General features: G+C 60.7%; 18 protein-coding genes. All 18 read left to right on the top strand.

The genetic code is table 11. From position 1 onward, the window contains the following. Positions 1-206: 206 nt before the first annotated feature. The 18 genes from HY298_22900 to HY298_22815 all read left to right on the top strand — a co-directional run bounded on the left by HY298_22900 (position 207) and on the right by HY298_22815 (position 22,154). On the top strand, positions 207-809 hold the full coding sequence (locus HY298_22900) for a hypothetical protein (GenBank protein MBI3853110.1): 603 nt from the start codon (positions 207-209) through the stop codon (positions 807-809). 153 nt (positions 810-962) lie between these two features. Then, positions 963-1,244 carry a hypothetical protein gene (locus HY298_22895; GenBank protein ID MBI3853109.1) on the top strand — a complete coding sequence of 94 codons (282 nt, stop codon included), beginning with the start codon at positions 963-965 and terminating at the stop codon, positions 1,242-1,244. A 6-nt stretch (positions 1,245-1,250) separates the two neighbouring features. Next, a complete protein-coding gene (locus HY298_22890; protein MBI3853108.1) occupies positions 1,251-1,970 on the top strand; it encodes a response regulator in 720 nt (239 codons plus the stop codon). 452 nt (positions 1,971-2,422) lie between these two features. Then, positions 2,423-5,467: a PAS domain S-box protein gene (locus tag HY298_22885; GenBank protein MBI3853107.1), complete on the top strand. Its 3,045-nt coding sequence runs from the start codon at positions 2,423-2,425 to the stop codon at positions 5,465-5,467. A 364-nt stretch (positions 5,468-5,831) separates the two neighbouring features. After that, entirely contained in the window at positions 5,832-6,500 is a 669-nt protein-coding gene (locus HY298_22880) for a response regulator transcription factor (GenBank protein ID MBI3853106.1), read from the top strand. A 569-nt stretch (positions 6,501-7,069) separates the two neighbouring features. Continuing rightward, the gene (locus HY298_22875) at positions 7,070-7,498 is read left to right on the top strand and encodes a response regulator transcription factor (protein MBI3853105.1); all 429 of its coding nucleotides are present in this window, start codon (positions 7,070-7,072) and stop codon (positions 7,496-7,498) included. A gap of 340 nt (positions 7,499-7,838) precedes the next feature. Then, complete coding sequence (locus HY298_22870; protein ID MBI3853104.1) at positions 7,839-8,234, top strand: PAS domain S-box protein; 396 nt, start codon at positions 7,839-7,841, stop codon at positions 8,232-8,234. A gap of 1 nt (position 8,235) precedes the next feature. Next, positions 8,236-8,709 carry a purine-binding chemotaxis protein CheW gene (locus HY298_22865; GenBank protein ID MBI3853103.1) on the top strand — a complete coding sequence of 158 codons (474 nt, stop codon included), beginning with the start codon at positions 8,236-8,238 and terminating at the stop codon, positions 8,707-8,709. Continuing rightward, entirely contained in the window at positions 8,699-10,201 is a 1,503-nt protein-coding gene (locus HY298_22860; protein ID MBI3853102.1) for a tetratricopeptide repeat protein, read from the top strand. Before HY298_22865 ends, HY298_22860 begins: the two co-directional genes overlap by 11 nt. Then, entirely contained in the window at positions 10,198-10,731 is a 534-nt protein-coding gene (locus HY298_22855; protein MBI3853101.1) for a chemotaxis protein CheW, read from the top strand. The genes HY298_22860 and HY298_22855 overlap by 4 nt, the downstream gene beginning before the upstream one ends. Before the next feature lie 29 nt (positions 10,732-10,760). Continuing rightward, a complete protein-coding gene (locus HY298_22850; protein ID MBI3853100.1) occupies positions 10,761-12,488 on the top strand; it encodes a CHASE3 domain-containing protein in 1,728 nt (575 codons plus the stop codon). Then, complete coding sequence (locus tag HY298_22845; GenBank protein MBI3853099.1) at positions 12,485-14,713, top strand: response regulator; 2,229 nt, start codon at positions 12,485-12,487, stop codon at positions 14,711-14,713. The genes HY298_22850 and HY298_22845 overlap by 4 nt, the downstream gene beginning before the upstream one ends. A 15-nt stretch (positions 14,714-14,728) precedes the next feature. After that, positions 14,729-15,808: a chemotaxis-specific protein-glutamate methyltransferase CheB gene (gene cheB, locus HY298_22840; protein MBI3853098.1), complete on the top strand. Its 1,080-nt coding sequence runs from the start codon at positions 14,729-14,731 to the stop codon at positions 15,806-15,808. Further along, positions 15,805-17,088, top strand: coding sequence for a response regulator (locus HY298_22835; GenBank protein ID MBI3853097.1), 1,284 nt, complete (start codon positions 15,805-15,807; stop codon positions 17,086-17,088). The genes cheB and HY298_22835 overlap by 4 nt, the downstream gene beginning before the upstream one ends. Next, the gene (locus tag HY298_22830) at positions 17,078-20,119 is read left to right on the top strand and encodes a PAS domain S-box protein (protein MBI3853096.1); all 3,042 of its coding nucleotides are present in this window, start codon (positions 17,078-17,080) and stop codon (positions 20,117-20,119) included. Before HY298_22835 ends, HY298_22830 begins: the two co-directional genes overlap by 11 nt. Beyond that, the gene (locus tag HY298_22825; GenBank protein MBI3853095.1) at positions 20,116-20,517 is read left to right on the top strand and encodes a response regulator; all 402 of its coding nucleotides are present in this window, start codon (positions 20,116-20,118) and stop codon (positions 20,515-20,517) included. The genes HY298_22830 and HY298_22825 overlap by 4 nt, the downstream gene beginning before the upstream one ends. A 3-nt stretch (positions 20,518-20,520) precedes the next feature. Then, positions 20,521-20,907, top strand: coding sequence for a response regulator (locus tag HY298_22820; protein ID MBI3853094.1), 387 nt, complete (start codon positions 20,521-20,523; stop codon positions 20,905-20,907). A gap of 5 nt (positions 20,908-20,912) precedes the next feature. After that, positions 20,913-22,154 carry a response regulator gene (locus HY298_22815; protein ID MBI3853093.1) on the top strand — a complete coding sequence of 414 codons (1,242 nt, stop codon included), beginning with the start codon at positions 20,913-20,915 and terminating at the stop codon, positions 22,152-22,154. The last annotated feature ends 86 nt before the right edge of the window (positions 22,155-22,240 follow it).

Raw genomic sequence — 22,240 nt, 5'->3', positions numbered from 1 at the left:
CAAACCGGAGCAATCACCGGCGAGGGAGACACATGACCATGACCGAAACCAAGCGTTGTTCAGCTTTGAAAAGCCTTCGAGACACGCATCTCGGGTCGCTATTGCGGGGGCGGGCGACCACTCGCGATCCCATCAATTCTCCACATCGCCGGCGCGAATCGTGAGAAAGCCCAACTATGCCAGCTCCAATAACAATGCGTAGCCCAGTGCAACTGGCCGCCCGACACCCCGCCTCCGCCCGCTCCCCGGCGAGGCTGTTCGTCATCCTGGCCGCCTCGCTGTTCGTGGCGGAGGTGATCGCGATGCTGCTCGTGGCGGCGCTGCCCACGATGCCGCCGCTGCTGACCAACGTTCTCGACGCGACCATTTTGGTTGTGCTGGCCTTTCCGGCGCTGCGCGCGTTCGCGTTCGTGCCGTTGCTCCGGCATCTCCGGGCGCGGGAAGCCGCCGAAGCGCAACTCCAGGAAGTGAACCGGACGCTGGAGCAGCGCGTGCAGGAGCGCACGCACGAATTGCAGACGGCCAACGAAAGCCTGCGCGCGGAAATCGCCGAGCGCCAGCGGATGCAGCAAGAGCGCGAACGGCTGATTGCCGACCTGCAAATGGCGCTGGCCGACGTGAAACAACTCAGCGGCCTGCTGCCCATCTGCGCCGGCTGCAAAAAGATTCGCGATGACCGCGGTTACTGGAGCCACGTTGAATCCTACATCGCGGAGCGCTCGGAGGCCAAGTTCACCCACGGCTTCTGCCCCGCGTGTACCAAGAAGTTTTTTCCGGGTCTAACCCCGGAGGATATTGACGGCCCTTGAAGAGCTTGAAACCAACATTTGAGCGTGTCGCCCGACGCCGAGCCAGGTTCAGGCCCGCGGCCCGCGGCCCCGGCGGGGCCGTTCTGCTCCTCGGCGCGGTGGTGCTGGCGGGCGCGACTTTCCATTTCGGTCTTCCAACCAAAGGAGCGAACTGTGCCGGCCAGACTCTTTGACTCCACCATCGTCCACACGCCGCAACAGGCGCTCGACTTCATCGGCAACATCCTCGAATCCTCCACCGGGTATTCGATCATCGGCAAGGATCTCGACGGGAAAATTCTCCTGCGGAACGAGGGAGCACATCGGCGAGGCCAATTGCTCCACCTTGGGCTTGTTTCGAGACGAAGCCGCCATGACAGGCTTGGACGCAGTAACCATCCGGCCGCGTTGCGACGATTGTCACTTATCGTCTCTTGTGCCGGTTTGATACATTAACCGCAGATGGCGAAAAAGCTACCCATCAGGTTCGATGTCAAAGTCAGTTTCGGCACAGCGGTGAAGAGTCGTAGAAGCCGATTGGGAATCTCGCAGGAAGAACTGGCCTGGCGGGCGGGTCTGCACCGCACGTACGTGACCGACATCGAACGCGGCGCGCGCAATCCCTCGCTCGAAAGCATTCACAAACTCGCGCGCGCCTTGAAGGTTTCCCTCAGCGCTTTCTTTGAACCCGCGGCTGAGTCGCCGCCGTCCGATGTGGAAGCCGGCAACGGAGCCCAAGGAAGAATTGTTGACATCCTGCTGGTCGAGGACAACCGCGAGGATGCGGATTTGACTATGCGCGCCTTCAAGCAGGCGCGGCTCACCAATCGCGTCCACATCGTCGGGGACGGTGCGGAGGCGCTGGACTTTCTCTTTTGCCGTGGCGCGTTTGCCAGTCGCAAAGTCGAGGAGCGCCCGCAAGTCGTGCTGCTGGACCTTCATTTGCCCAAGGTGCATGGCTTTGAAGTGCTGCGGCAGATCAAGAACGATGAACGCACACGGATGATCCCGGTGGTGGTGCTCACGGCTTCGCAGCAGGACCGCGACATTCGTGAAGCGCGGCGTTTGGGTGCCGAGACCTACCTGGTCAAGCCGGTGGAGTTTCACAATTTCAGCCGGATCACGCCCCAGTTGCAGTTCGATTGGGCACTACTAACACCGAGTGAGAGAACAACGATATGACCTTTCTTTATCCCAAGTTGTAATTCGCTCGTTCTTTTTTTGAAAGATTTGAGTCCACGGCGCGTATTAACAGTATGACATCACTCCAATCGTGGCGTTAATCGCGAAACCAAACAACCAAATCTTGACGACATCACCTCAATTTTTGCACATCAATTTCGCTCGCCGCTGCTTCAACGGGCGAGATAGCGTGATCTTAGCCATAGACAGCGCGTTCGAGAAATGGTCACGCAATCTTTACGAACAGCAGACCGATAAATCGGTGCAGTTCGAACGGTGCCGCAAAGACGCCTTCCTCCGAAGTGCACTTTTCCACATCGTCCCTTCCGGCGGTTTCATCTCATGGATCGCTCCATGTAGGAGGATTCGTTCGTGCAAATAATCGAGCACACTAAAAGGTGAATAGAAACAACGATGCAATCGCAAGTCGCCAATGGCAAATCAAAAATCCCATGAACGTTCTCATCGTTGAGGACCACGCGACCAATCGCAAGCTGCTCCGCACACAGTTGGAGGCCGACAACTTCACCGTCTTCGAATCCCCCGATGGCGTCGAAGCCCTCGGCCTTCTGGAGCGCGAGCCGGTGGACGCCATCATCTCCGACGTCTTAATGCCGAAGATGGACGGTTATCGCCTCTGTGCCGAGGTGCGCGCCCGCGAACGGCTTTGCCGCATCCCCTTCATCGTTTACACGAACACCTTCACCTCGCGGGGCGACAAACGGCTGGCGGCGGAAGTGGGCGCGGACCGTTACCTCAAGAAGCCAGCGGCCACCGTAGAAATCCTCGCCACCCTCCGCGATCTGCTCAAGCGTCCGCCAGAGCATCACCCCACCGCCATCCGGCCCGAACAGGAGTTGAGCCTGATGAAGACCTACAACCGGCAATTGGTGGAGAAATTAGAGGAGAAGAACGCCCAGTTGCTCAAGCAGACCGAAGAGTCGCGTCGCAGCGAAGAACGCTTCCGGCAATTAGCGGGGGCCGTCACGCAGGTATTCTGGGTGGCCAACCTCGATCTGACCCAGATGCTGTATGTCAGTCCCGCGTATGAGAAGGTTTGGGGTCGCAGCCTTCAAAGTCTGTATGAGCGCCCGAGTTCCTGGTTGGAGGCCGTCCATCCCGAGGATCGTGATCGCGTGATTGTGGCGTTGGACACGCCGAAGCGCGTCCAGGGTTTCGAAGGAGAGTATCGCATCGTGCGGCCCGATGGCTCGGTGCGTTGGATCCACGACCGGGGTTTCCCCATTCGGAACGAGGCGGGTGAAGTGTATCGCGTCGCTGGCATTGCAGAAGACATCACCGCACGCAAGCAGGTGGAGGACTCGGCACGGCAGTTGGCAGCCATTGTCGAATCGTCGGACGACGCAATTCTCAGCAGGACGCTGGAAGGCACCATTCTGAGTTGGAACCGCGGCGCCGAGAGGATTTACGGTTACCGCCCCGATGAAGTCATCGGCAAACCAATTTCAATCCTTTGTTGCCCGGAAAGTACGGAAGAATTAGAGCAGATATTCGAAAGTCTCCGACGCGATGAACGCTTGGAGCATTTTGAAACGATAAGACTGCGCAAGGACGGAAAAAGAATTCATCTTTCCCTGACCGTCTCTTCGCTGAAGGATACCGCAGGGAATGTCATCGGTGGGTCAACGATTGCCCGGGATATCACCGCGCGCAAGCAGGCCGAGGAGGCCGTGCGGCTGGCCGACCGGCAACGGAAGGAACTGATCGCCAGTCTGGATGGAATCGTCTGGGAAGCGGACGCGGAAACGTTTCGCTTCACATTCGTCAGTTCGCGGGCCGAGCGGTTGCTGGGCTTCCCCCTGTCACGGTGGACCGAAGAACCGGCCTTCTGGGCCGATCACCTTCACCCGGACGACCGCGAGGAGGCGGTGCGTTACTGCGCACAATGCACCCGGGAGAAATACGACCACGAGTTCGAGTATCGGATACTGGCCGCCGACGGGCATGCGGTCTGGCTGCGGGACATGGTCACCGTGGTCGTGGAGAACGACCGGCCCGCAAAGCTGCGCGGGATTATGGTGGACATCACTCAGCGCAAGCGGGCGGAGGCGGCGCTGCGGGAGAGCGAAGAACACTATCGGGCTGTAGTGGAAGATCAGACCGAGATCATCTGTCGTATTAAGCCGGACGGAAGCTACGTGTTCGTCAACGATGTGTTCTGCCGCTTCTTTTGGAAAACTAAAGACGAAATGGTGGGTCAAAAATGGTTTCCCGAGGCTCACCCGGAAGATGTGGAAATGATCCAGAAGAAACTCAAGACCATGTCGCCAGCTCATCCGATCATCCTGGTTGAAAATCGGGTCTATTCGGGGAAAGGTGACCTGCATTGGATGCAGTTTGTCAACCGGGGCTTCTTCGACCCGCAGGGGCGGCTCACGGAAATTCAGTCGGTTGGCCGCGACATCACCGGGCGCAAGCGGGTGGAGGAGGCGCTCCGCGAAAGCGAAGCCGTCTTTCGCAGTCTAAGCGAAAGTTCGCCCTTGGGGATACTGCTGTTGGATGACCTCGGCAACTGCACCTACGCCAATCCGCGGGCCAGAGCCATCTTCAAGGTTGGAGCCATTGCGGTCATGGGAGAGGGTTGGACCCGCTACATCCTGCCTGCGGATCGCGCGCGAACCATCGCTGGCTTCCTTGCCGCCTTGCAGGATCGCGCCGAATACTCGACGGAATTTTCTCTGCGGCTTCCTGACTCAACCCTTCGTCAGGTTTCGATGAGGACGGCCCCAATCCGGAGCGAAGGCGAATCATCTGGCCATGTAGCGACTGTCGAGGACGTGACCGAGCACCGACGTACCGAGGCGGCGTTGCACGAACTTTCCGGCCGGCTGCTCAAGGCGCAGGATGAGGAAGCCCGCCGCATCGCCCGCGAGTTGCACGATTCCACCGCCCAGAAATTGGCGTCCTTGATGATAAACCTGGGAAAACTCGATGACGAACTGACTAACGAGTCAGCGAAGATCAGGAGAGTCCTTCGCGACAGTCTGGCCCTGGTGGATGGCTGCTCCCAGGAAATCCGGACCATCTCGTATCTGCTGCACCCGCCGTTGCTGGAGGAACTCGGACTAACGGTTGCGCTGCGTTCGTATGCAGACGGCTTCAGCAAACGTAGCGGCATAACGGTGAACCTGGATCTGCCGCGCGGCCCGCAGCGCCTGCCCGCCGCATTGGAACTGACAATGTTCCGCGTGGTCCAGGAAAGTCTGGGCAACATCCATCGGCACTCGGGGAGCAAGTCGGCATCCATCCGGCTGCGGCGCGAACCCAATAGTGTGGTGTTGGAAGTGCGGGACAAAGGCCACGGGATTTCGTCTCGAAAACCATCGAAGCGCGAAGGTAAACCGGAGGCTTTGGGAGTGGGAATCGTCGGAATGACCGAACGCTTGCGTTTGGCGGGCGGTCATCTGGAAATTATTTCCGGCAAGCGCGGCACCACCGTGCGGGCCACCGTCCCACTGAAACAAACGGAGCAATGACGCCAAACCAATCTGTGGTGTTCGAACTGGGATTTGCGAAGCGCATCCGGCACGGCCTCCGCGCGCCTAAGCGCAGCCGTCCTCGGCTGCGAGTTCGCGGGGCGTCCGCGCCCCGTGGGCTGGGCTTGGCCGCGAGACGCAGCCAGAACTCGCAGGCGGGGACGCCTACGCTACGGGGGCATCGCCAGGATGCGCTCGATTTGCGAAGCCCTGGTTTGGTGCGGCCCTTCAGGGGGTCGGGGCGCGCGTTCACGCCGTGCTCCTCTGAGTGCTTACAAGGATCGTGATTCACCAGTTCGGAGTATCTTCTTGATTTGGCCCGGGGTCTGTGTGCAGGATCACGCACACCGCGAGCGTTGGATTTATGAGCCACAGTTCCACACCGTTACGTATTTTGATCGCCGATGATCACGACATCGTACGGGAAGGGCTGCGCACGATGATCGCCATGCACCGCGGCTGGCAGGTCTGCGGTGAAGCCACCACTGGCCGCGAAGCAGTCACGCTCGCGCTACAATTCAAACCGCACATCGTCGCCCTCGATTTCAGCATGCCGGAACTCAACGGCATTGAAGCCGCCCGACAGATTCGCAAGGCGCTGCCGCAAACCGAAGCGCTGCTGCTCACCATGCATGAGTCCGAGCAACTGGCCCAGGAGGCGTTGGCGGTCGGCGTGCGCGGCCTGCTCTTGAAGACCGAGGTCCGGAAATTTTTGGTTTCGGCAGTCGAAGCCCTGTCTCAGCACAAGCCGTTCTTCACTCCCCAAATGTCCGAGTGGATCATGCAAGGCCGTCTCCATCCGGAAACATCTTCCGCCAGTTCCAGACCGAGGCGTGGTGCGCTGACGCCGCGGGAGCGGGAGATTGTGCAACTGGTGGCCGAAGGCCGGAGCAACAAGGCAATCGCCGCTCTGCTGGGCCGGAGCGTTAAAACGGTGGAGAGCCACCGCGCCAACCTCATGAACAAACTGCATCTTCGCTCGGTGAGTGAACTGGTGCGCTACGCCATCCGCAACAAGCTGATTGGGGCCTGACCGGCCGCTGACAGGCACAGCCGCCACCACGGAGCGCTCCAGCGTTTGCCAAGAGTAATCTCCATTCCGTACGGCGCCCCTCGGTACGAAATCCGAAATCCGAAACCCTAAATCCGAAACGCACGCATGGGTGTGGGTTCTGATCTCATACCAACTTCCTTTGATAATCGGTAAAATGTGGCGAGAGCGGGGTGTCACTGCCAACGCGATCTGACACTCTCTCTCCGCGAGGAACGAGCGGGGAGAGAGCCGGAGAGAGGGGTGGTCCAAATAAAAGCGCCTCCTCTCCCCGACCCTCTCCTCCTTCCTTCGTCAGGAGGAGCGGGAGGTCAAACGCGTTCATTCCCACCGATCATCACCAGGTTTTGGCGTCAAAGCTCTGGTTTCGCCGCGCCACGCCCGTTTCGCCAGGAGGTCGCTCGCAGCGGACGCCGGAGGCCATTGGGATTTCGGACTTCGGATTTCGAAATAAATCAGGGTTTACCCCTAGGTATTCATTTGCGGTATAATCAGAATCCTCCTGATACCATTCCCCTTCTGCTCGCGTAGTCTATACCCCTATTTTGATCATGCCTCAGTCAAGCAAACTTCGGCCCGCCCGCGCCCAGTCCGGCAAAAATATCCGGACGTTGATCGTGGACGATTCCGCGCAATTTCGCGAAACGGTTTCGACGTTTCTAGCGTCGCTGCTTGGTTTCGAACCGCCCAGCGAAGCGGCCAATGGCGAGGAAGCGATCCGGTTGGCGGCCAGTCACTGCCCCGATCTCGTCCTGCTGGACCTGCAAATGCCTGACCTCAACGGCTTGGATGCCATGGACCGCATCCGCCCATGCAGTCCCGCCACGCGCGTGATCATCCTCACGATGCACGACGGCCAGATCATTCGGGACGTGTGCCTGGAGCGCGGGGCGGACGGCTTCGTTTCCAAGCATGGCCTGCGCAAGGAATTGCCGGCCGTGATTCGTGGTTTGTTCCGTGACGGAACTTCGAAACGTTAATGGCGGCGGCCTGAGAAGAGTGACAATGAATTTCCAGGTAAACCAAATTTGATATGAACTTGAATGGCGCAACAAAAAGACCGGCGGCTTCCCCTTTGTTCGTAACCGTGCCGACCGACGAACCCCTCACCCTGTCCATGAACCAGCACGCAGGCAATGCTATCACTGCGGGGGATGCTCTGAACCTCGCGGAGCGTTTGGAGTGCGCCGACTTGTCGGCGCTTTCGACAGCGGTGACAAATCACCGCACTCCAAACGCTGTCGCGCAGCCCCGTCACCGTGCCGTGAGGAGCGCGTTCAACAGCCTGGTTACCGCTTTATCCAACCCCGTTCATGCACTATGAAAACCAACAAAGAACCTCCCATTGTCAACCCGCTGCGCGGGCAGGACACCAATAATCTGTCCGGCTTCCTCCAAAACATCCTCGAATCCTCCACCGAGTATTCCATCATCGGCAAGGACCTTGACGGAAAAATCCTGTTGTGGAACGAAGGCGCGCGGCGGCTGTACGGCTACGGTCCTGAGGAAGTGGTCGGCAAGGCCAACTCCGCCATTCTCCACACGCCGGAGGACGTGCAGGCGGAGCGGTCGCGCGAAATTACAGAGCAAAAAAAGCCGAGGACAAAGCCACCCACGGCGAGGCTGGTAAGATGTTCCCTACGAGGCTCAGCGGCCGGACGAGCGCATGGATTTAGGGCTCGCAGTTATTTCTTAAAGCCGACTCCAAAAGTTTAAGATGAGCGAACTTACCCAACTCGTTGTTTTCCGCCTGGATGCACAGCGGTATGCGGTGCCACTGGTCGTGGTCGAGCGCATTGTCCGGGCTGCGGAAATAACTCCGTTGCCGAAGTCGCCGGACATCGTGCTCGGGGCGATTGACGTGGCGGGACGCGTTCTGCCCGTGCTCAATATCCGGCGCAGGTTTCGGTTGCCGGAACGGGAGGTCCGTCCCGCCGATCAATTCCTGATTGCGCAGACGGCGCAGCGCACGGTCGTTCTGGCCGTGGATGAGACGCAGGGCGTGATTGAGCGTTCCTCAGCCGAGATCATCGGCGCGGCGCAGATTGTTCCGGGGCTGGATCACCTTCAGGGCGTGGTCCGGCTCGACGACGGCCTGGTGTTAATTCACGACCTGGAAAAATTTCTCTCCTTGGACGAAGCGCGCGCTTTGGACAAAGCGCTGAACACGGAGGTGAATCATGGAAACTAGCGCGGTGTCGGAAATTCTGTGCGGTCAAGTAAGCGAATTCATAGCGGCGCGAATCGGACTGCATTTTCCACCCGAACGGCGGGCGGATTTGCAGCGCGGGCTGGCCGGGGCGGCGGATGAATTGGGTTTTGCCGGCGGCGCGGCGTGTGCGCAGTGGCTGTTGTCATCGCCACTGACCAAAGCACAACTTCAAGTGCTGGCGAGCCATCTCACCATCGGCGAGACTTATTTTTTTCGGGAGAAGCGCACGTTCGAGGTTCTCGCCGAAAGCGTGCTTCCAGATTTGATCCGCTCCCGTCAAAACGGCGAACGGCGGTTGCGCTTCTGGAGCGCGGCCTGTTGCACGGGTGAAGAGCCGTATTCCCTCGCGATCCAGCTCGACCAGGCCATTCCCGACCTGCCGGACTGGAACGTGACGATCCTGGCGACCGACATCAACGAGCGTTTTCTCCAAAAGGCCGCCGCCGGCGTGTATGGCGAATGGTCGTTCCGCGAGTCGCCGGCGTGGTTCAAAGAACGTTACTTCCACCGCACCAGCGATGGCCGCCACGCGATCCTCCCGGAAATCAAAAAGCGGGTGACCTTCATGAACTTGAATCTGGCGGAGGACGTATATCCCTCACTGGCCACCGACACCAATGCGATGGACGTGATCTTCTGCCGGAACGTATTGATGTATTTCACGCCACCGCAGGCGCGGAAAGTCGTCCGCAATCTTCGCTGCGCGCTGGTGGATGACGGCTGGCTGGCCGTCAGTCCGAGCGAAGGCTTGCAGGCGTTGTCCTCGCGGTTCGTGCTGGTGAATTTTCCCGGCGTCATCCTCTATCAAAAAAGCGACGCGAAGGTTCACGCGGAACAACCTTGGACGCTGTCGTCACACCGCGAACCGGCGGAGTTTGTTGCGCCCGCGTTTGAAGCAACTTTGCCGTGGACACCGCCAACGCCGGTTGACTTGCCGCCGGAAGAACCCGCGTCGCCGGAGTCAGCGCCGACGCCGCTCGACGTGGCCACATCGTTTTACCAACAAGGCCGCTATGCGGAAGCAGCGGACACGTTGCTGGCCTCGCTCACTGCGAACGCCGCGCCGGATCCGCAAGCGTTTTCCTTGCTGGCGCGCGCGCTGGCCAATCAAGGCAGACTGGCCGGCGCGTTGACCTGGTGTGAGCGGTGGGTGGCCGCCGACAAGCTCGATCCGTCCGGCCACTATCTGCGCGCGGTGGTTTTGCAGGAACTCGGCGACCACGAGCCGGCGCGCCGCTCGCTGCAACGAGCGCTTTATCTGCAACCCGACTTTGTGCTGGCACATTTCGCATTGGCCAACCTCGCGCGCAGCCGCGACGAAATCGCCGGGGCGGAAAAACATTTCACCACTGCGTTGCGTCTGCTGCGCCGCTGCCAGCCCGGCGATCTGCTGCCGGAATCCGACGGCCTCACGGCGGGCCGGCTCACCGAAATCATCTCTTCAATTGTTGCCATGGAGACCAGGCCATGAAGAACGAAGCCAACGACGCCAGACAAATTCTCCGCGCCCGCGCGACAGCGCTGGCACGCACCCCACCGCCCGCTCCGGCCGCGGAAACGTTGCTCGAAGTGCTGGAGTTCCGCCTCGCGCAGGAACGCTATGCCGTGGAAACGCGCTTCGTGCGCGAGGTGTATCCGCTTAAGGATCTGACGCCGCTGCCCTGCACGCCGCCGTTCGTGCTGGGGATCGTCAACGTGCGCGGCCATATCCTGCCAGTGATCGACCTCAAAAAGTTTTTCGACCTGCCCGAAAAGGGCTTGACTGACTTGCACCGCATCATCCTCGTTCGCGGCAACGACCTTGAACTGGGCCTGCTGGCGGATGTCATCGTCGGCGTGCGCTCGATTCCGGCGGACAGTTTGCAGCCTTCGCTGCCGACGCTCACGGGCATTCGCAAAGACTACTTGAAAGGTGTGACGGCCGAACGCCTTGTGGTGCTCGACCTGGTTCGCATTCTGGCGGACCCGAAAATTATTGTCCATGAAGAAGTGGAGAACTGAACTCAAACCAGCAACGGAGACCTAAAACTATGAAATGGAATGTCGGAACAAAAATTGGCGTCGGGTTTGGCCTTGTGATGGTGATTTTCGTCATCGTCGGCGCGGTTTCCTACCGCAGCACGACCCAGTTGATTGAGGCGTCGGACTTGCGCAAGCGCACCCACGACGTGCTGACGCAACTCGCGGAGGTGCTGTGGCTGTTGACGGACGTTCAGACTGGCCAACGCGGTTACGTCCTCACCGGGGAGGACGCTTATCTGGAGCCGTATCAGAGCGCGCTGGGCAAGTTGGATCAGACGGTCTCGGAGACTCGCCGGTTAACGTCGGACAACGCACATCAGCAGCGCCGGCTGCAGATGTTGGAACCACTCATCAAAACCCGATTGTCGCTCTCTCGGGAAATGATTGAGGTCCGCCGGACGAACAGCCTGGAAGCAGCCGTGCAGATCATCAAAGCCGGCAAGGGGGAGACGAACATGGATGAAATTCGCAAGGTGATCGGTGAGATGGAAGGTGAAGAGAACGATTTACTCAAAAATCGGGTGGAAGCCGCGCAGCACGATGCCCGCAACGCGAAATGGACCATTGTGCTGGGCACACTCACGGCCTTCGTGCTCGCGGCGCTGGCGGGGTTTGCCATAACCCGCAATATCGCCCGCCCGCTCCAGAACCTGACCACCGTTGCCGAACGAATCACCGTCGGTGATCTAAGCGTCCAAGTCTCATCCGATGGACGAACTGACGAAGTGGGCGTGCTGGCGCGAACCTTCGACCGCATGACGCAGTCGCTGCGGACGATGGCCGGCGCAGCCGAGCAGATCGCCGCCGGTGATTTGCGCTCCACGATCAAACCGCAAGCGCCGAACGATGTTTTGGGCAACGCCTTTGCGCGGATGGTCGAGAATCTGCGCGAGCAAACGCGCCAGTTAGTCGAAGGCGCGAATGTCCTTGGCTCTGCGGCGAGCGAGATCGTCGCCTCCACCACCCAGTTGGCCTCCAGCGCCAGCGAGTCTGCCGCCGCCGTGAGCGAAACCACCACCACGGTGGAAGAAGTCCGCCAAACGGCGCAGGTCGCCAGCCAGAAGGCCAAGGCCGTCTCCGACAGCGCGCAGAAGGCGGCGCAAATTTCTCAAAGCGGTCGCAAGTCCACAGAGGACGCCAGCGCCGGCATGAACCGTATCCGTCAGCAGATGGAAGCCATCGCCGCCAGCATGGTTCGTTTGAGCGAACAGAGCCAAACCATCGGCCAGATCATCGCGACGGTGGAGGACCTGGCGGCGCAGTCCAATCTCTTGGCGGTCAATGCCGCCATCGAGGCGGCCAAGGCGGGTGAGCATGGCAAGGGCTTCGGCGTGGTGGCCCAGGAGGTGAAGAGCCTCGCCGAACAATCGCGGCAGGCGACCAATCAGGTGCGGACAATTCTGAGCGACATTCAAAAGGCGACGACCGCCGCGGTGATGGCGACCGAGCAAGGAAACAAGGCGGTGGAGGCGGGCGAGAAACAGACCGGTGCGGCGGGCGAATCCATTCAGGTGCTGGCGGGCAGCGTGTCGGAAGCGGCGCAGGCGGCGACGCAGATCGCGTCGTCGAGTCAGCAGCAATTGGTCGGCGTCGATCAGGTCGCGACCGCAATGGAGAGCATCAAGCAGGCGAGCACCCAGAATGTGGCGGGCGCAAAACAGTTGGAGACGGCGGCGCGCAACATCAATGAGCTGGGCCGGCGGCTCAAACAAATGGTCGAACGTTACAAAGTATGAGCATCCAGGAAGACCAATTCCTCAAATCACTGCGGGCGACGTTCAAAGTCGAGGCCGACGAGCATTTGCAGGCGATGGCCGCCGGCTTGCTGGCATTGGAGAAAACGCTTGTGCCCGACGAACAACGCGGCCTCATCGAGACCGTGTTCCGCGCCGCGCACAGCCTCAAGGGCGCGGCGCGCGCGGTGAACTTCACCGAGGTTGAGTCAATTTGCCAGTCTCTGGAAGATGTCTTCGCCGCTTGGAAACGAGGGGAAAACAAACCCTCGCCGCCGGCGCTGGACAAGGTGCATCGCTCGCTGGACGCTGTGACCAGAATTCTTGCCGCCCCCGCAGCCCAACGATCTGCGGACACACAGCCTCCTTTGTCATCGCGCCCAGTGGAAAAATCCGCGCCGTCGTTGTCCGCCAGCGAATCAGTCGCTCTGGAGAAACCTGACGCCGGAGAGACCGTGCGCATCGCCGTTGCCAAACTGGATACGCAACTATTGGAAGCGGAAGAAATGCTTGCGGCGAAATTGACCACTGGCCAGCGGGCATCCGACTTGCGTGAGTTGGTGGATCGGTTGGAGGAGTGGAAGAAAGAGTGGGCGACAGTTCAGCCGGAAGTGCGCACGCTCCGCCAGACATTCGAGCGGCCCGCGTCGGCCCGCGCAGCCACACCGCCATCAGGTTTGACCAAGCTGGTTGAGTTCCTCGATTGGAATCACGATCACCTCCGGTCACTTGAAAACAAAGTCACGGCGCTCAGGCGGACGGCAGAATCGGATCACTTGGTCGTTGGCAAACTGGTGGACGATCTGCTGGAAGATTCCAAGAAACTGCTCATGCTGCCGTTTGCCACGCTGGGCGCGCTCTTCCCGAAATTGGTGCGCGACCTTTGCCGCGATCAGAGCAAGGAGGCTGACTTGGTGATCCGTGGCGAGGAAGTCGAGATTGACAAGCGCATTTTGGAGGAGATGAAAGACCCGTTCATTCATCTCCTGCGCAACTGCGTGGATCACGGCATCGAGACGCCCGAACAGCGCATCAAGCTGGGCAAACCTCCGCGCGCCACCATCACCCTCGCCGTGTCGCCGGGGAACGGCAACAAGGTGGAGTTCCTCGTGTCCGACGACGGCGCGGGCATCGAAGTTGCAAAGGTTAAAGAGTCCGCTGTCAAACACGGTTTCATTTCACCGGAGGAAGGGAGCCGACTCGGCGAATCCGAAGCGCAGGCGTTGATCTTTCAGGCCGATGTGTCAACCAGCCCGATCATCACGCAATTGTCCGGTCGCGGGCTGGGTCTGGCAATTGTGCGGGAGAAGACCGAAAAGCTCGGCGGTCGCGTTTCCGTTGAGAGCCGTCGCCACGGAGGAACAACCATTCGAATCACCCTGCCGGTGGCCCTGGCGACGTTTCGGGGAATCCTCGTCGAGGTGGCCGAGCGGCTGTTTATCGTGCCGGTCGCCCAGGTGGAGCGTGTGGCGCGTTTCAAGGCGGAGGACGTTCAAACCGTCGAAGGTCGCGAAACCCTCTCACTGAACGGACGCGCCGTGGCGCTCGCCTGTCTGGCCGGAGCGCTGGAACTGCCGCCGACGCAACGCAACGGCGATCCACTCGACGCCACTCCGGTCGTCATTCTCGGCGTGGGCGACCAGCGCGTGGTTTTCGCGGTGGATGCCGTGCTCGACGAACAGGAAGTGCTGGTCAAGCGGTTCGGCAAACCGTTGTCGCGCGTGCGCAACATCACCGGCGCGACCGTGCTCGGCTCTGGCCGGATCGCACCGATTCTCAACGTCGCCGACTTGCTCAAGTCGGCTCGGGAGACCGGCGGCGCGGCCGCACGCGTCGCAGCGGGAACCAAGCCGACGGCAGCACAGGCCAAGGCAATTCTCGTGGTCGAAGATTCAATCACGTCCCGCATGTTGTTGAAAGGCATCCTCGAATCCGCAGGCTACCAGGTGAAAACAGCGGTGGACGGATTGGAAGCGTTCACCACGCTGCGCGCGGAACGTTTCGATCTGGTCGTCTCCGACGTGGAAATGCCGCGCCTGAATGGATTCGACCTGACGGCAAAGATTCGCGCGGACAAAAAGCTGGCGGAATTGCCGGTGGTGCTGGTGACCGCGCTGGAAACTCGCGAGGATCGGGAACGCGGTATTGACGCCGGCGCCAACGCCTACCTCGTAAAAAGCAGCTTCGATCAAAGCAATCTGCTTGAGGCCGTCCGCCGGCTGGTTTGAACGAAAGGACCCTGCATGACCAACCGCAAGATCAACGTGCTCGTGGCAGATGATTCGCCGGTGTCACGGATGCTGCTCGTTCACCTCCTGGAATCCGATCCGCAAATCCAGGTCGTCGGCGCGGTCAACGACGGCCAGGCCGCGCTGGATTTCGTTAATGGGAACAAACCTGACGTCATCGTCATGGACATTCACATGCCGCGCCTCGACGGGTTCGAGGCGACGCGACGCATCATGGAGACGCAACCCGTCCCGATCATCATTTGCACCGCCACCACGGACCCCAAGGAAGTTGCCACCACCTTCCGTTTGCTGGAAGCCGGCGCCGTGGCCTGTGTGGCCAAGCCGGTCGCGCGCGCGCACGCCGAATTTGAACAACTGGTGACCGACCTCCTGCAAACGGTCAAGCTGATGTCCGAAGTCAAAGTGGTGCGCCGCTGGCCCCGGTCGCGCCCGGCTTCCTGGCCCGCGCCCCCGGCCGCCGAAGGGAAGTGCGCGCCCGCCGGGGTCACACTCATCGGCATCGGCGCCTCCACCGGCGGTCCGCCGGTTTTGCAAACCATCCTCTCGAGCCTGCCGAAAGATTTTCCCGCGGCCATCCTCATCGTGCAGCACATCGCGCATGGATTTCTGCCCGGCCTGGTTGAGTGGCTGAACCAGACCACCGGCTTGCAGGTTCACGTTGCTTCACACGGAACTTGCCCGTTGCCCGGCCACGCCTATCTGGCGCCGGATGATTTTCACATGGGCATCAGCGCCAACGGTCGCATTCTGTTGACGCGGGAAGAGCCTGAGAATGGTTTGCGGCCCGCCGTCTCGTATATGTTCCGCTCGCTGGCGGAAGTGTGCGGACGCAATGCGCTGGGCGTGCTGCTCAGCGGCATGGGCCAGGACGGCGCAGTGGAACTGAAGTTGATGAAAGACCAAGGCGCCATTACCATCGCTCAGGATCGCCAAAGCTCCGTCGTGCATGGCATGCCCGGCGAAGCCATCGAACTGGGTGGCGCCACGCACGTGCTGGCCGCCGACAACATCGCCGCCACCCTCATCTCCGTGGTCAACCGCCGACACACCTCCGAAGCAATTACACCATGAGCACCACCGCCCAACCCGCCAACCCGCCAGTCGAAATCCTGGTCGTCGAAGACAGCCCGACGCAGGCCCAACGGCTCCAACACATCCTTGAACAGCAAGGCTACCACGTCACTGCCACGACCAACGGCCGGCAAGCGTTGGCAGCGGCGCAGCGTCACAAGCCCACGCTCATCATCAGCGACGTGGTCATGCCCGAAATGGACGGCTATGAATTGTGCCGCCGCGTCAAATCAGATGCCAGCCTGGGCGGGACTCCGGTCATCCTAGTCACAACTTTATCCGATCCACAGGACGTGATTCGCGGGCTGGAGTGCCTCGCGGACAACTTCATCCTTAAACCCTATGACGAACATCACCTGTTGAGCCGCGTGCAGTTCGTGCTCGTCAATCGCGATTTGCGCCAGGCGGAACAGGCAGGGATGGGGGTGGAAATCTACTTCAACGGCCACAAACACTTCATCACCGCCGACCGTCTGCAAATTCTCAATCTCCTGCTGTCCACCTACGAGGCCGCCATCCACCGGAACAAGGAGTTGAGCGTCGCCCGAGACGATCTTCACAAACTCAACGCCAAACTCGAAGCGGCCAACCAGGAACTGGACGCCTTCGCCAGCTCGGTGGCCCACGACCTTCACGCGCCCGCGCGCCACGTGGCCGCCTATGCGCGCATTCTCCTCGAGGAATGTTCCGCCGGAATGAATCCCACGGCTCAGGAACATCTCCTCACGATTGCCAAAGCCGGTGAGCGCATGGGTCGGTTGATTACAGATCTGCTGGCCTTTGCCCGGCTGTCCCGCGCAGAATTGCTCCGAACCCCGGTCAACCTCGGCGCGCTCGTCGCTCAAGTGCGACGCGAATTGAAACCGGAAATGAAGGACCGCACGATCACCTGGAAAATTTCTGAATTGCCCACCGTTGAGGCCGATGAATCAATGCTCAAACAGGTATTCTTCAATCTGCTCTCCAATGCCATCAAGTACACCCGGACAAAGCCATCGGCAGAAATCGAAATCGGCAGTCAGGACACGACAGCGGGTGAGCAGGTCTTCCTGGTCCGCGATAATGGAGTGGGATTCGATATGGAATATGCGCCCAAACTTTTTGGCGTGTTCCAGCGGTTGCACCCCGCCAGCGAATTCGAAGGCACCGGGCTGGGGCTGTCCATTGTGCAGCGCATTGTCCAACGCCACGGCGGACGCGCCTGGGCCGAAGGCAAAGTGGGTGAAGGCGCGACCTTTTATTTCACTCTGCCAACCAAAGAATCGAACCATGAAAACTAAACTGTTCGACAGCACCGTCATTGAGACCACGGAGCAGGCGCTCGACTTCATCGGCAACATCCTCGAATCCTCCACCGAGTATTCGATCATCGGCAAGGACCTCGAAGGGAAAATTCTGTTGTGGAACGAGGGCGCGCGCCGCCTTTACGGCTACGAACCGGAGGAGATGGTCGGCAAGGCCAACTCGCAAATCCTGCACACGGCCGAGGACGTGAACGCGGGCAAGCCGCAGCAGATGCTCGACGCCGCGATGCAAAACGGCCATTGGGAGGGCAACATCAAGCGCGTCCGCAAGAACCGCGAGCAGTTCAATGCCCGCGTCGTCGTGACACCGCGGCGCGACGCCGCCGGCAAGCCCATCGGCTTCCTGCTCATGTCCAAGGACGTGACGAACGAGCTGGCGTTCACCGAGGAGCTGCGGCGGGCCAAGCTGTTCGACAGCGCCATCGTCGGCAACGCGCAGGAGGCGGTGGACTTCATCACGAACATCCTCGAATCGTCCACGGAGTATTCCGTCATCGGCAAGGACCTCGACGGGAAAATTCTGTTGTGGAACGAAGGCGCGCGCCGGCTTTACGGCTACGAGCCGGAGGAAGTCGTCGGCAAGGCCAACTCCTCCATCCTGCACGTGCCGGAGGACGTGAAGGCGGGCCGGCACACGGACATTGTCCAGGCCGCGCTGCGCGACGGCAAGTGGGAGGGGACGCTGCTGCGCGTGCGCAAGCGCGGCGATCGCTTCACCGCGCGTGTGGTCATCACGCCGCGCCGCGACAGCAAGGGCAAACCCATCGGCTTCCTGCTCATCTCCAAGGACATCTCGGACGAAATCCGTCTCACCGAGGAACTCCGGGCCACTCAGTATTACGCGCGCAGTTTGATTGAAGCCTCGCTCGACCCGCTTGTCACCATCAGTCCCGAAGGCAAGATTACCGACGTGAACGAGGCGTCGGTCCAGGCCACTGGCCTGTCGCGCGAGAAGCTGATCGGCACGGACTTTTCGGATTACTTCACCGAGCCGGAGAAGGCTCGCGAAGGTTATCAGCAGGTGTTCTCGCTCGGCTTCGTCCGCGATTATCCGCTGGCGATCCGCCATTCGTCAGGCCGCGTCACCGACGTGCTCTACAACGCCAGTGTTTACAAGGACGAAAAGGGCAATGTGCTCGGCGTCTTCGCCGCCGCGCGCGACGTGACCGAGCGCAAGCAAGCCGAAGCCAAACAACGCGCCGCCGCCGCCTACGCGCGCAGCTTGATCGAAGCGTCCGTGGACCCGCTGGTCACCATCAGCCCCGACGGCAAGATCACCGACGTGAACCGGGCGACGGAGCTGGCCACGGGAATTCCGCGCCAGCGGCTGACGGGCACGGACTTTTCGGATTACTTCACCGAGCCGGACAAGGCGCGGGAAGGTTATCAGCAGGTGTTCTCGCAGGGTTTCGTGAAGGACTACCCGCTGGCCATCCGCCATTCCTCGGGCCGCATCACCGACGTGCTTTACAACGCCAGCGTCTATAAGGACGACCAGGGCCAGGTGCTCGGGGTGTTCGCCGCCGCGCGCGACGTGACGGAGCGCAAGATGGCCGAGGAATTGCAACGCGCCTCCTCGGCCTACGCGCGGTCGCTTATTGAAGCCTCGCTCGACCCGCTCGTCACCATCAGCGCGCAGGGCAAAATCACGGACGTGAACGAAGCCTCGGTCGAGGCCACCGGCGTGCCGCGCGAGCAACTCATCGGCACGGACTTCTCGGATTACTTCACCGCGCCGGACAAGGCGCGCGCCGGTTATCAGAAGGTGTTCTCCGAGGGCTTCGTGCGCGATTACCCACTCGCCATCCGCCACACGACGGGCCGGATCATGGACGTGCTTTACAACGCCAGCGTCTATAAGGACGACAAAGGCAAGGTGCTCGGGGTGTTCGCCGCCGCCCGTGACGTGACGGTGCAGAAGCAGGCCTCGCAATACGCCCGCTCGCTCATCGAAGCCTCGCTGGACCCACTCGTCACCATCAGTCCGAAAGGCAAGATCACCGACGTGAACGAAGCCTCCGTGCAGGCAACCGGCGTCGGGCGCGAACAGCTCATCGGGCGCGACTTCTCGGACTACTTCACCGAGCCGGAGAAGGCGCGCGCCGGTTATCAGAAGGTGTTCTCCGAAGGCTTCGTGCGCGACTATCCGCTGGCCATCCGGCACGTGACCGGCCGCATCACGGATGTGCTCTACAACGCCTCGGTCTATAAGGACGACAAAGGCAGGGTGCTCGGGGTCTTTGCCGCCGCCCGCGACGTGACCGAGCGCAAGCGCTTCGAGCAATCGCTTCAGGAGGCCAACCGGATGAAGAGCGAGTTCCTCGCCAACATGTCGCACGAGTTGCGCACCCCGCTCAACGGCATCATCGGCTTCTCCGAATTCCTCATTGACGAAAAGCCGGGCAAGCTGGTCCCGAAACAGAAGGAGTATCTGAAGGACATCCTCAACAGTGGCCGCCATCTCTTGCAGCTCATCAACGACGTGCTCGACCTCTCGAAAGTCGAGGCGGGCAAGATGGAACTGCATCCCGAAACCTTCTCGGTCGGCAAGGCCATCGAGGAGGTGTGCTCGGTCGTGGCGCCGATGGCGCAAAAGAAAAACCTCGTCATCCGCCGCGAGGTGGACCGCGCGGTGGACGAGGTGACGCTGGACCAGCAGAAGTTCAAACAGGTACTGTTCAACCTGCTCTCCAACGCGGTGAAGTTCACCGATGAAGGCGGCTCAGTGGACATTCTGGCCAGCCCGCACGACGGGGCGCGGCTCCGCCTGCAAGTGCGGGACACCGGCATTGGCATCAAGGCCGGGGACCTGGGCAAGCTCTTCGTCGAGTTCCAGCAACTCGATGCCGGCGTGGCGCGGCGCTACCAGGGCACGGGCCTGGGTTTGGTGCTCACCAAGAAAATCGTCGAGTTCCAGCAAGGTGCCATCAGCGTTGAGAGCGAAGTCGGCAAAGGCAGCGCGTTTACCGTGGTGCTGCCGCGCGTGAGCGAGAAGGTGACCGCATGAGCGCTCCGGCTACCATCCTGATCGTGGACGACAATCCGACGAACCTGAAACTGGCCGCCGACGTGCTTGAATGTGAGGGCCATTCGGTCCTGCGCGCGCCGGACGCCGAGGAAGCCCAGAAAATCCTCAAGCGCACGACGCCGGACCTCATCCTGATGGACATCCAGATGCCCGGCATGGACGGCCTGACCTTGACCCGCCTCTTGAAAGCCAACCCTGCCTACCAGCACATCCACATCGTGGCGCTGACGTCCTTCGCGATGAAGGGCGACGAAGAAAAGGCGCGCGAAGCCGGCTGCGACGGCTACATCACCAAGCCGATTGATACGCGCAAGCTGCCCGTCCAGGTGGCTGAAATCCTCCAACGCAGCGCAACCACAAAAACCAAAGGAACCTGACTTATGAACATCCTGCTCGTCGAAGATGACGCGACCGACATGAAACTGTTGAGCGCGGTACTGAACTCCAGCGGCCATAGCGTCCGCGAAAACGACTCCGCCGAACAGGCGATGGAGGAAATTAAAGCCCGCCATCCTGACATAATCCTCCTGGATTTGAAATTGCCCGGCATGGATGGCCTCGCGCTCGCGCGGCGCTTGAAGCAAGACCCGGAGACGCAGCACATCCCCATCGTCGCGATTACCGCCGCGCCCGAGAAATTCAGCAAGGCGGACGCGCTCGCCGCCGGCTGTGACGCCTACATCATCAAGCCGGTGGATACACGGAAGCTCTCCGGACAAATCGTGAGCGCCGCGGTGCACAAGACCGGGCCGGCGGGGAAAGCATGAATCCCATGAACCTCCTCATCGTTGACGACCACGCGACCAACCTGAAACTGCTGCGCGCGCAACTCGAGGCCGAGGGTCACAACGTGCTTGAAGCCAGCGACGGCGTCCAGGCGCTGGCCGTGCTCGAGGGCGCACCTGTGGACGGCGTCATTTCGGACATCCTCATGCCAAACATGGACGGCTTCAACCTGTGCCGCGAGATTCGCCGGAAGGAAAAGTTCGGCGCGCTGCCGTTCGTCCTTTACACCAGCACCTACGATTCGCCCACTGACCGGCAACTCGCGGAGGCCGTCGGCGCCGACCGCTACGTCGTCAAGCCCGCTCCCACGCCGGTCATCCTCGAAGCGTTGCACGAAGCGATGTTCAAGGCCCGCGAGCGTAAACACCCGCTGGTCCCGGGGGCCAACGAGGTTTACGTGCTCAAGCAATACAGCGAGGTGCTGGTGCGCAAGCTGGAGGAAAAGAACAGCGAACTCCAAGAGGCATTGGCAAAGATTCAACGGGCACACGAGGAAATATCGCAATTGAACCGGGATTTGGAACAGCGGGTCCAGCAACGCACCGCCGAACTGGAAGCGGCCAACCAGGAGCTGGACGCCTTCGCCAGCACGGTGGCCCACGACCTTCACGCTCCCGCGCGCCACGTGGCCGCCTATGCGCGCATTCTCCTCGAGGAGTGTTCCGCCGGAATGAATCCCACGGCTCAGGGACATCTCCTCACGATCGCCAAAGCGGGTGAACGGATGGGCCGCTTGATTACCGATCTGCTGGCGTTCGCCCGGCTGTCCCGCGCAGAATTGCGCCGGTCCGCGGTCAAACTCGATGCGGTCGTCGCCCAAGTGCAGGCCGAACTGAAGCCAGAAATGAAGGACCGCGCGATCACCTGGAGAATTTCCGAACTGCCCACTGTCCAGGCCGATGAATCAATGCTCAAACAAGTATTCTTCAATCTGCTCTCCAATGCCATCAAGTACACCCGGACAAAGCCATCGGCAGAAATCGAAATCGGCAGACAGGCCAACGAAGCGGGTGAGCAGGTCTTCCTGGTCCGCGATAATGGCGTGGGCTTCGATATGCAATATGCGCCCAAACTTTTTGGCGTGTTCCAGCGGTTGCACCCCGCCAGCGAATTCGAAGGCACCGGCCTGGGGCTGTCCATTGTGCAGCGTATTGTCCAACGCCACGGTGGACGCGCCTGGGCCGAAGGCAAAGTGGGCGAAGGCGCCACTTTCTATTTTACCCTGTGAAAATTCTGGACCAACTTACTTCGGGGGAGCACACGCGCCTCGCGTGTCGTTCGTCGCGCCCTCGCGACGAACATTCTGCGCGTGAC

The organism is Verrucomicrobiota bacterium (assembly GCA_016200005.1).
Classification (GTDB): Bacteria; Verrucomicrobiota; Verrucomicrobiia; order Limisphaerales; family PALSA-1396; genus PALSA-1396.
Note: the sequence above shows the minus strand (reverse complement) of the source record. Positions and strands in the feature narration are given on the sequence as shown.

Coding starts and splice junctions, on each gene's coding strand:
- HY298_22865 (MBI3853103.1), top strand. CDS start 8,236: ATGAGCGAACTTACCCAACTCGTTGTTTTCCGCCTGGATGCACAGCGG.
- HY298_22890 (MBI3853108.1), top strand. CDS start 1,251: ATGGCGAAAAAGCTACCCATCAGGTTCGATGTCAAAGTCAGTTTCGGC.
- HY298_22835 (MBI3853097.1), top strand. CDS start 15,805: ATGAGCACCACCGCCCAACCCGCCAACCCGCCAGTCGAAATCCTGGTC.
- HY298_22880 (MBI3853106.1), top strand. CDS start 5,832: ATGAGCCACAGTTCCACACCGTTACGTATTTTGATCGCCGATGATCAC.
- HY298_22870 (MBI3853104.1), top strand. CDS start 7,839: ATGAAAACCAACAAAGAACCTCCCATTGTCAACCCGCTGCGCGGGCAG.
- HY298_22820 (MBI3853094.1), top strand. CDS start 20,521: ATGAACATCCTGCTCGTCGAAGATGACGCGACCGACATGAAACTGTTG.
- HY298_22885 (MBI3853107.1), top strand. CDS start 2,423: ATGAACGTTCTCATCGTTGAGGACCACGCGACCAATCGCAAGCTGCTC.
- cheB (MBI3853098.1), top strand. CDS start 14,729: ATGACCAACCGCAAGATCAACGTGCTCGTGGCAGATGATTCGCCGGTG.
- HY298_22860 (MBI3853102.1), top strand. CDS start 8,699: ATGGAAACTAGCGCGGTGTCGGAAATTCTGTGCGGTCAAGTAAGCGAA.
- HY298_22855 (MBI3853101.1), top strand. CDS start 10,198: ATGAAGAACGAAGCCAACGACGCCAGACAAATTCTCCGCGCCCGCGCG.
- HY298_22850 (MBI3853100.1), top strand. CDS start 10,761: ATGAAATGGAATGTCGGAACAAAAATTGGCGTCGGGTTTGGCCTTGTG.
- HY298_22825 (MBI3853095.1), top strand. CDS start 20,116: ATGAGCGCTCCGGCTACCATCCTGATCGTGGACGACAATCCGACGAAC.
- HY298_22815 (MBI3853093.1), top strand. CDS start 20,913: ATGAACCTCCTCATCGTTGACGACCACGCGACCAACCTGAAACTGCTG.
- HY298_22845 (MBI3853099.1), top strand. CDS start 12,485: ATGAGCATCCAGGAAGACCAATTCCTCAAATCACTGCGGGCGACGTTC.
- HY298_22875 (MBI3853105.1), top strand. CDS start 7,070: ATGCCTCAGTCAAGCAAACTTCGGCCCGCCCGCGCCCAGTCCGGCAAA.
- HY298_22830 (MBI3853096.1), top strand. CDS start 17,078: ATGAAAACTAAACTGTTCGACAGCACCGTCATTGAGACCACGGAGCAG.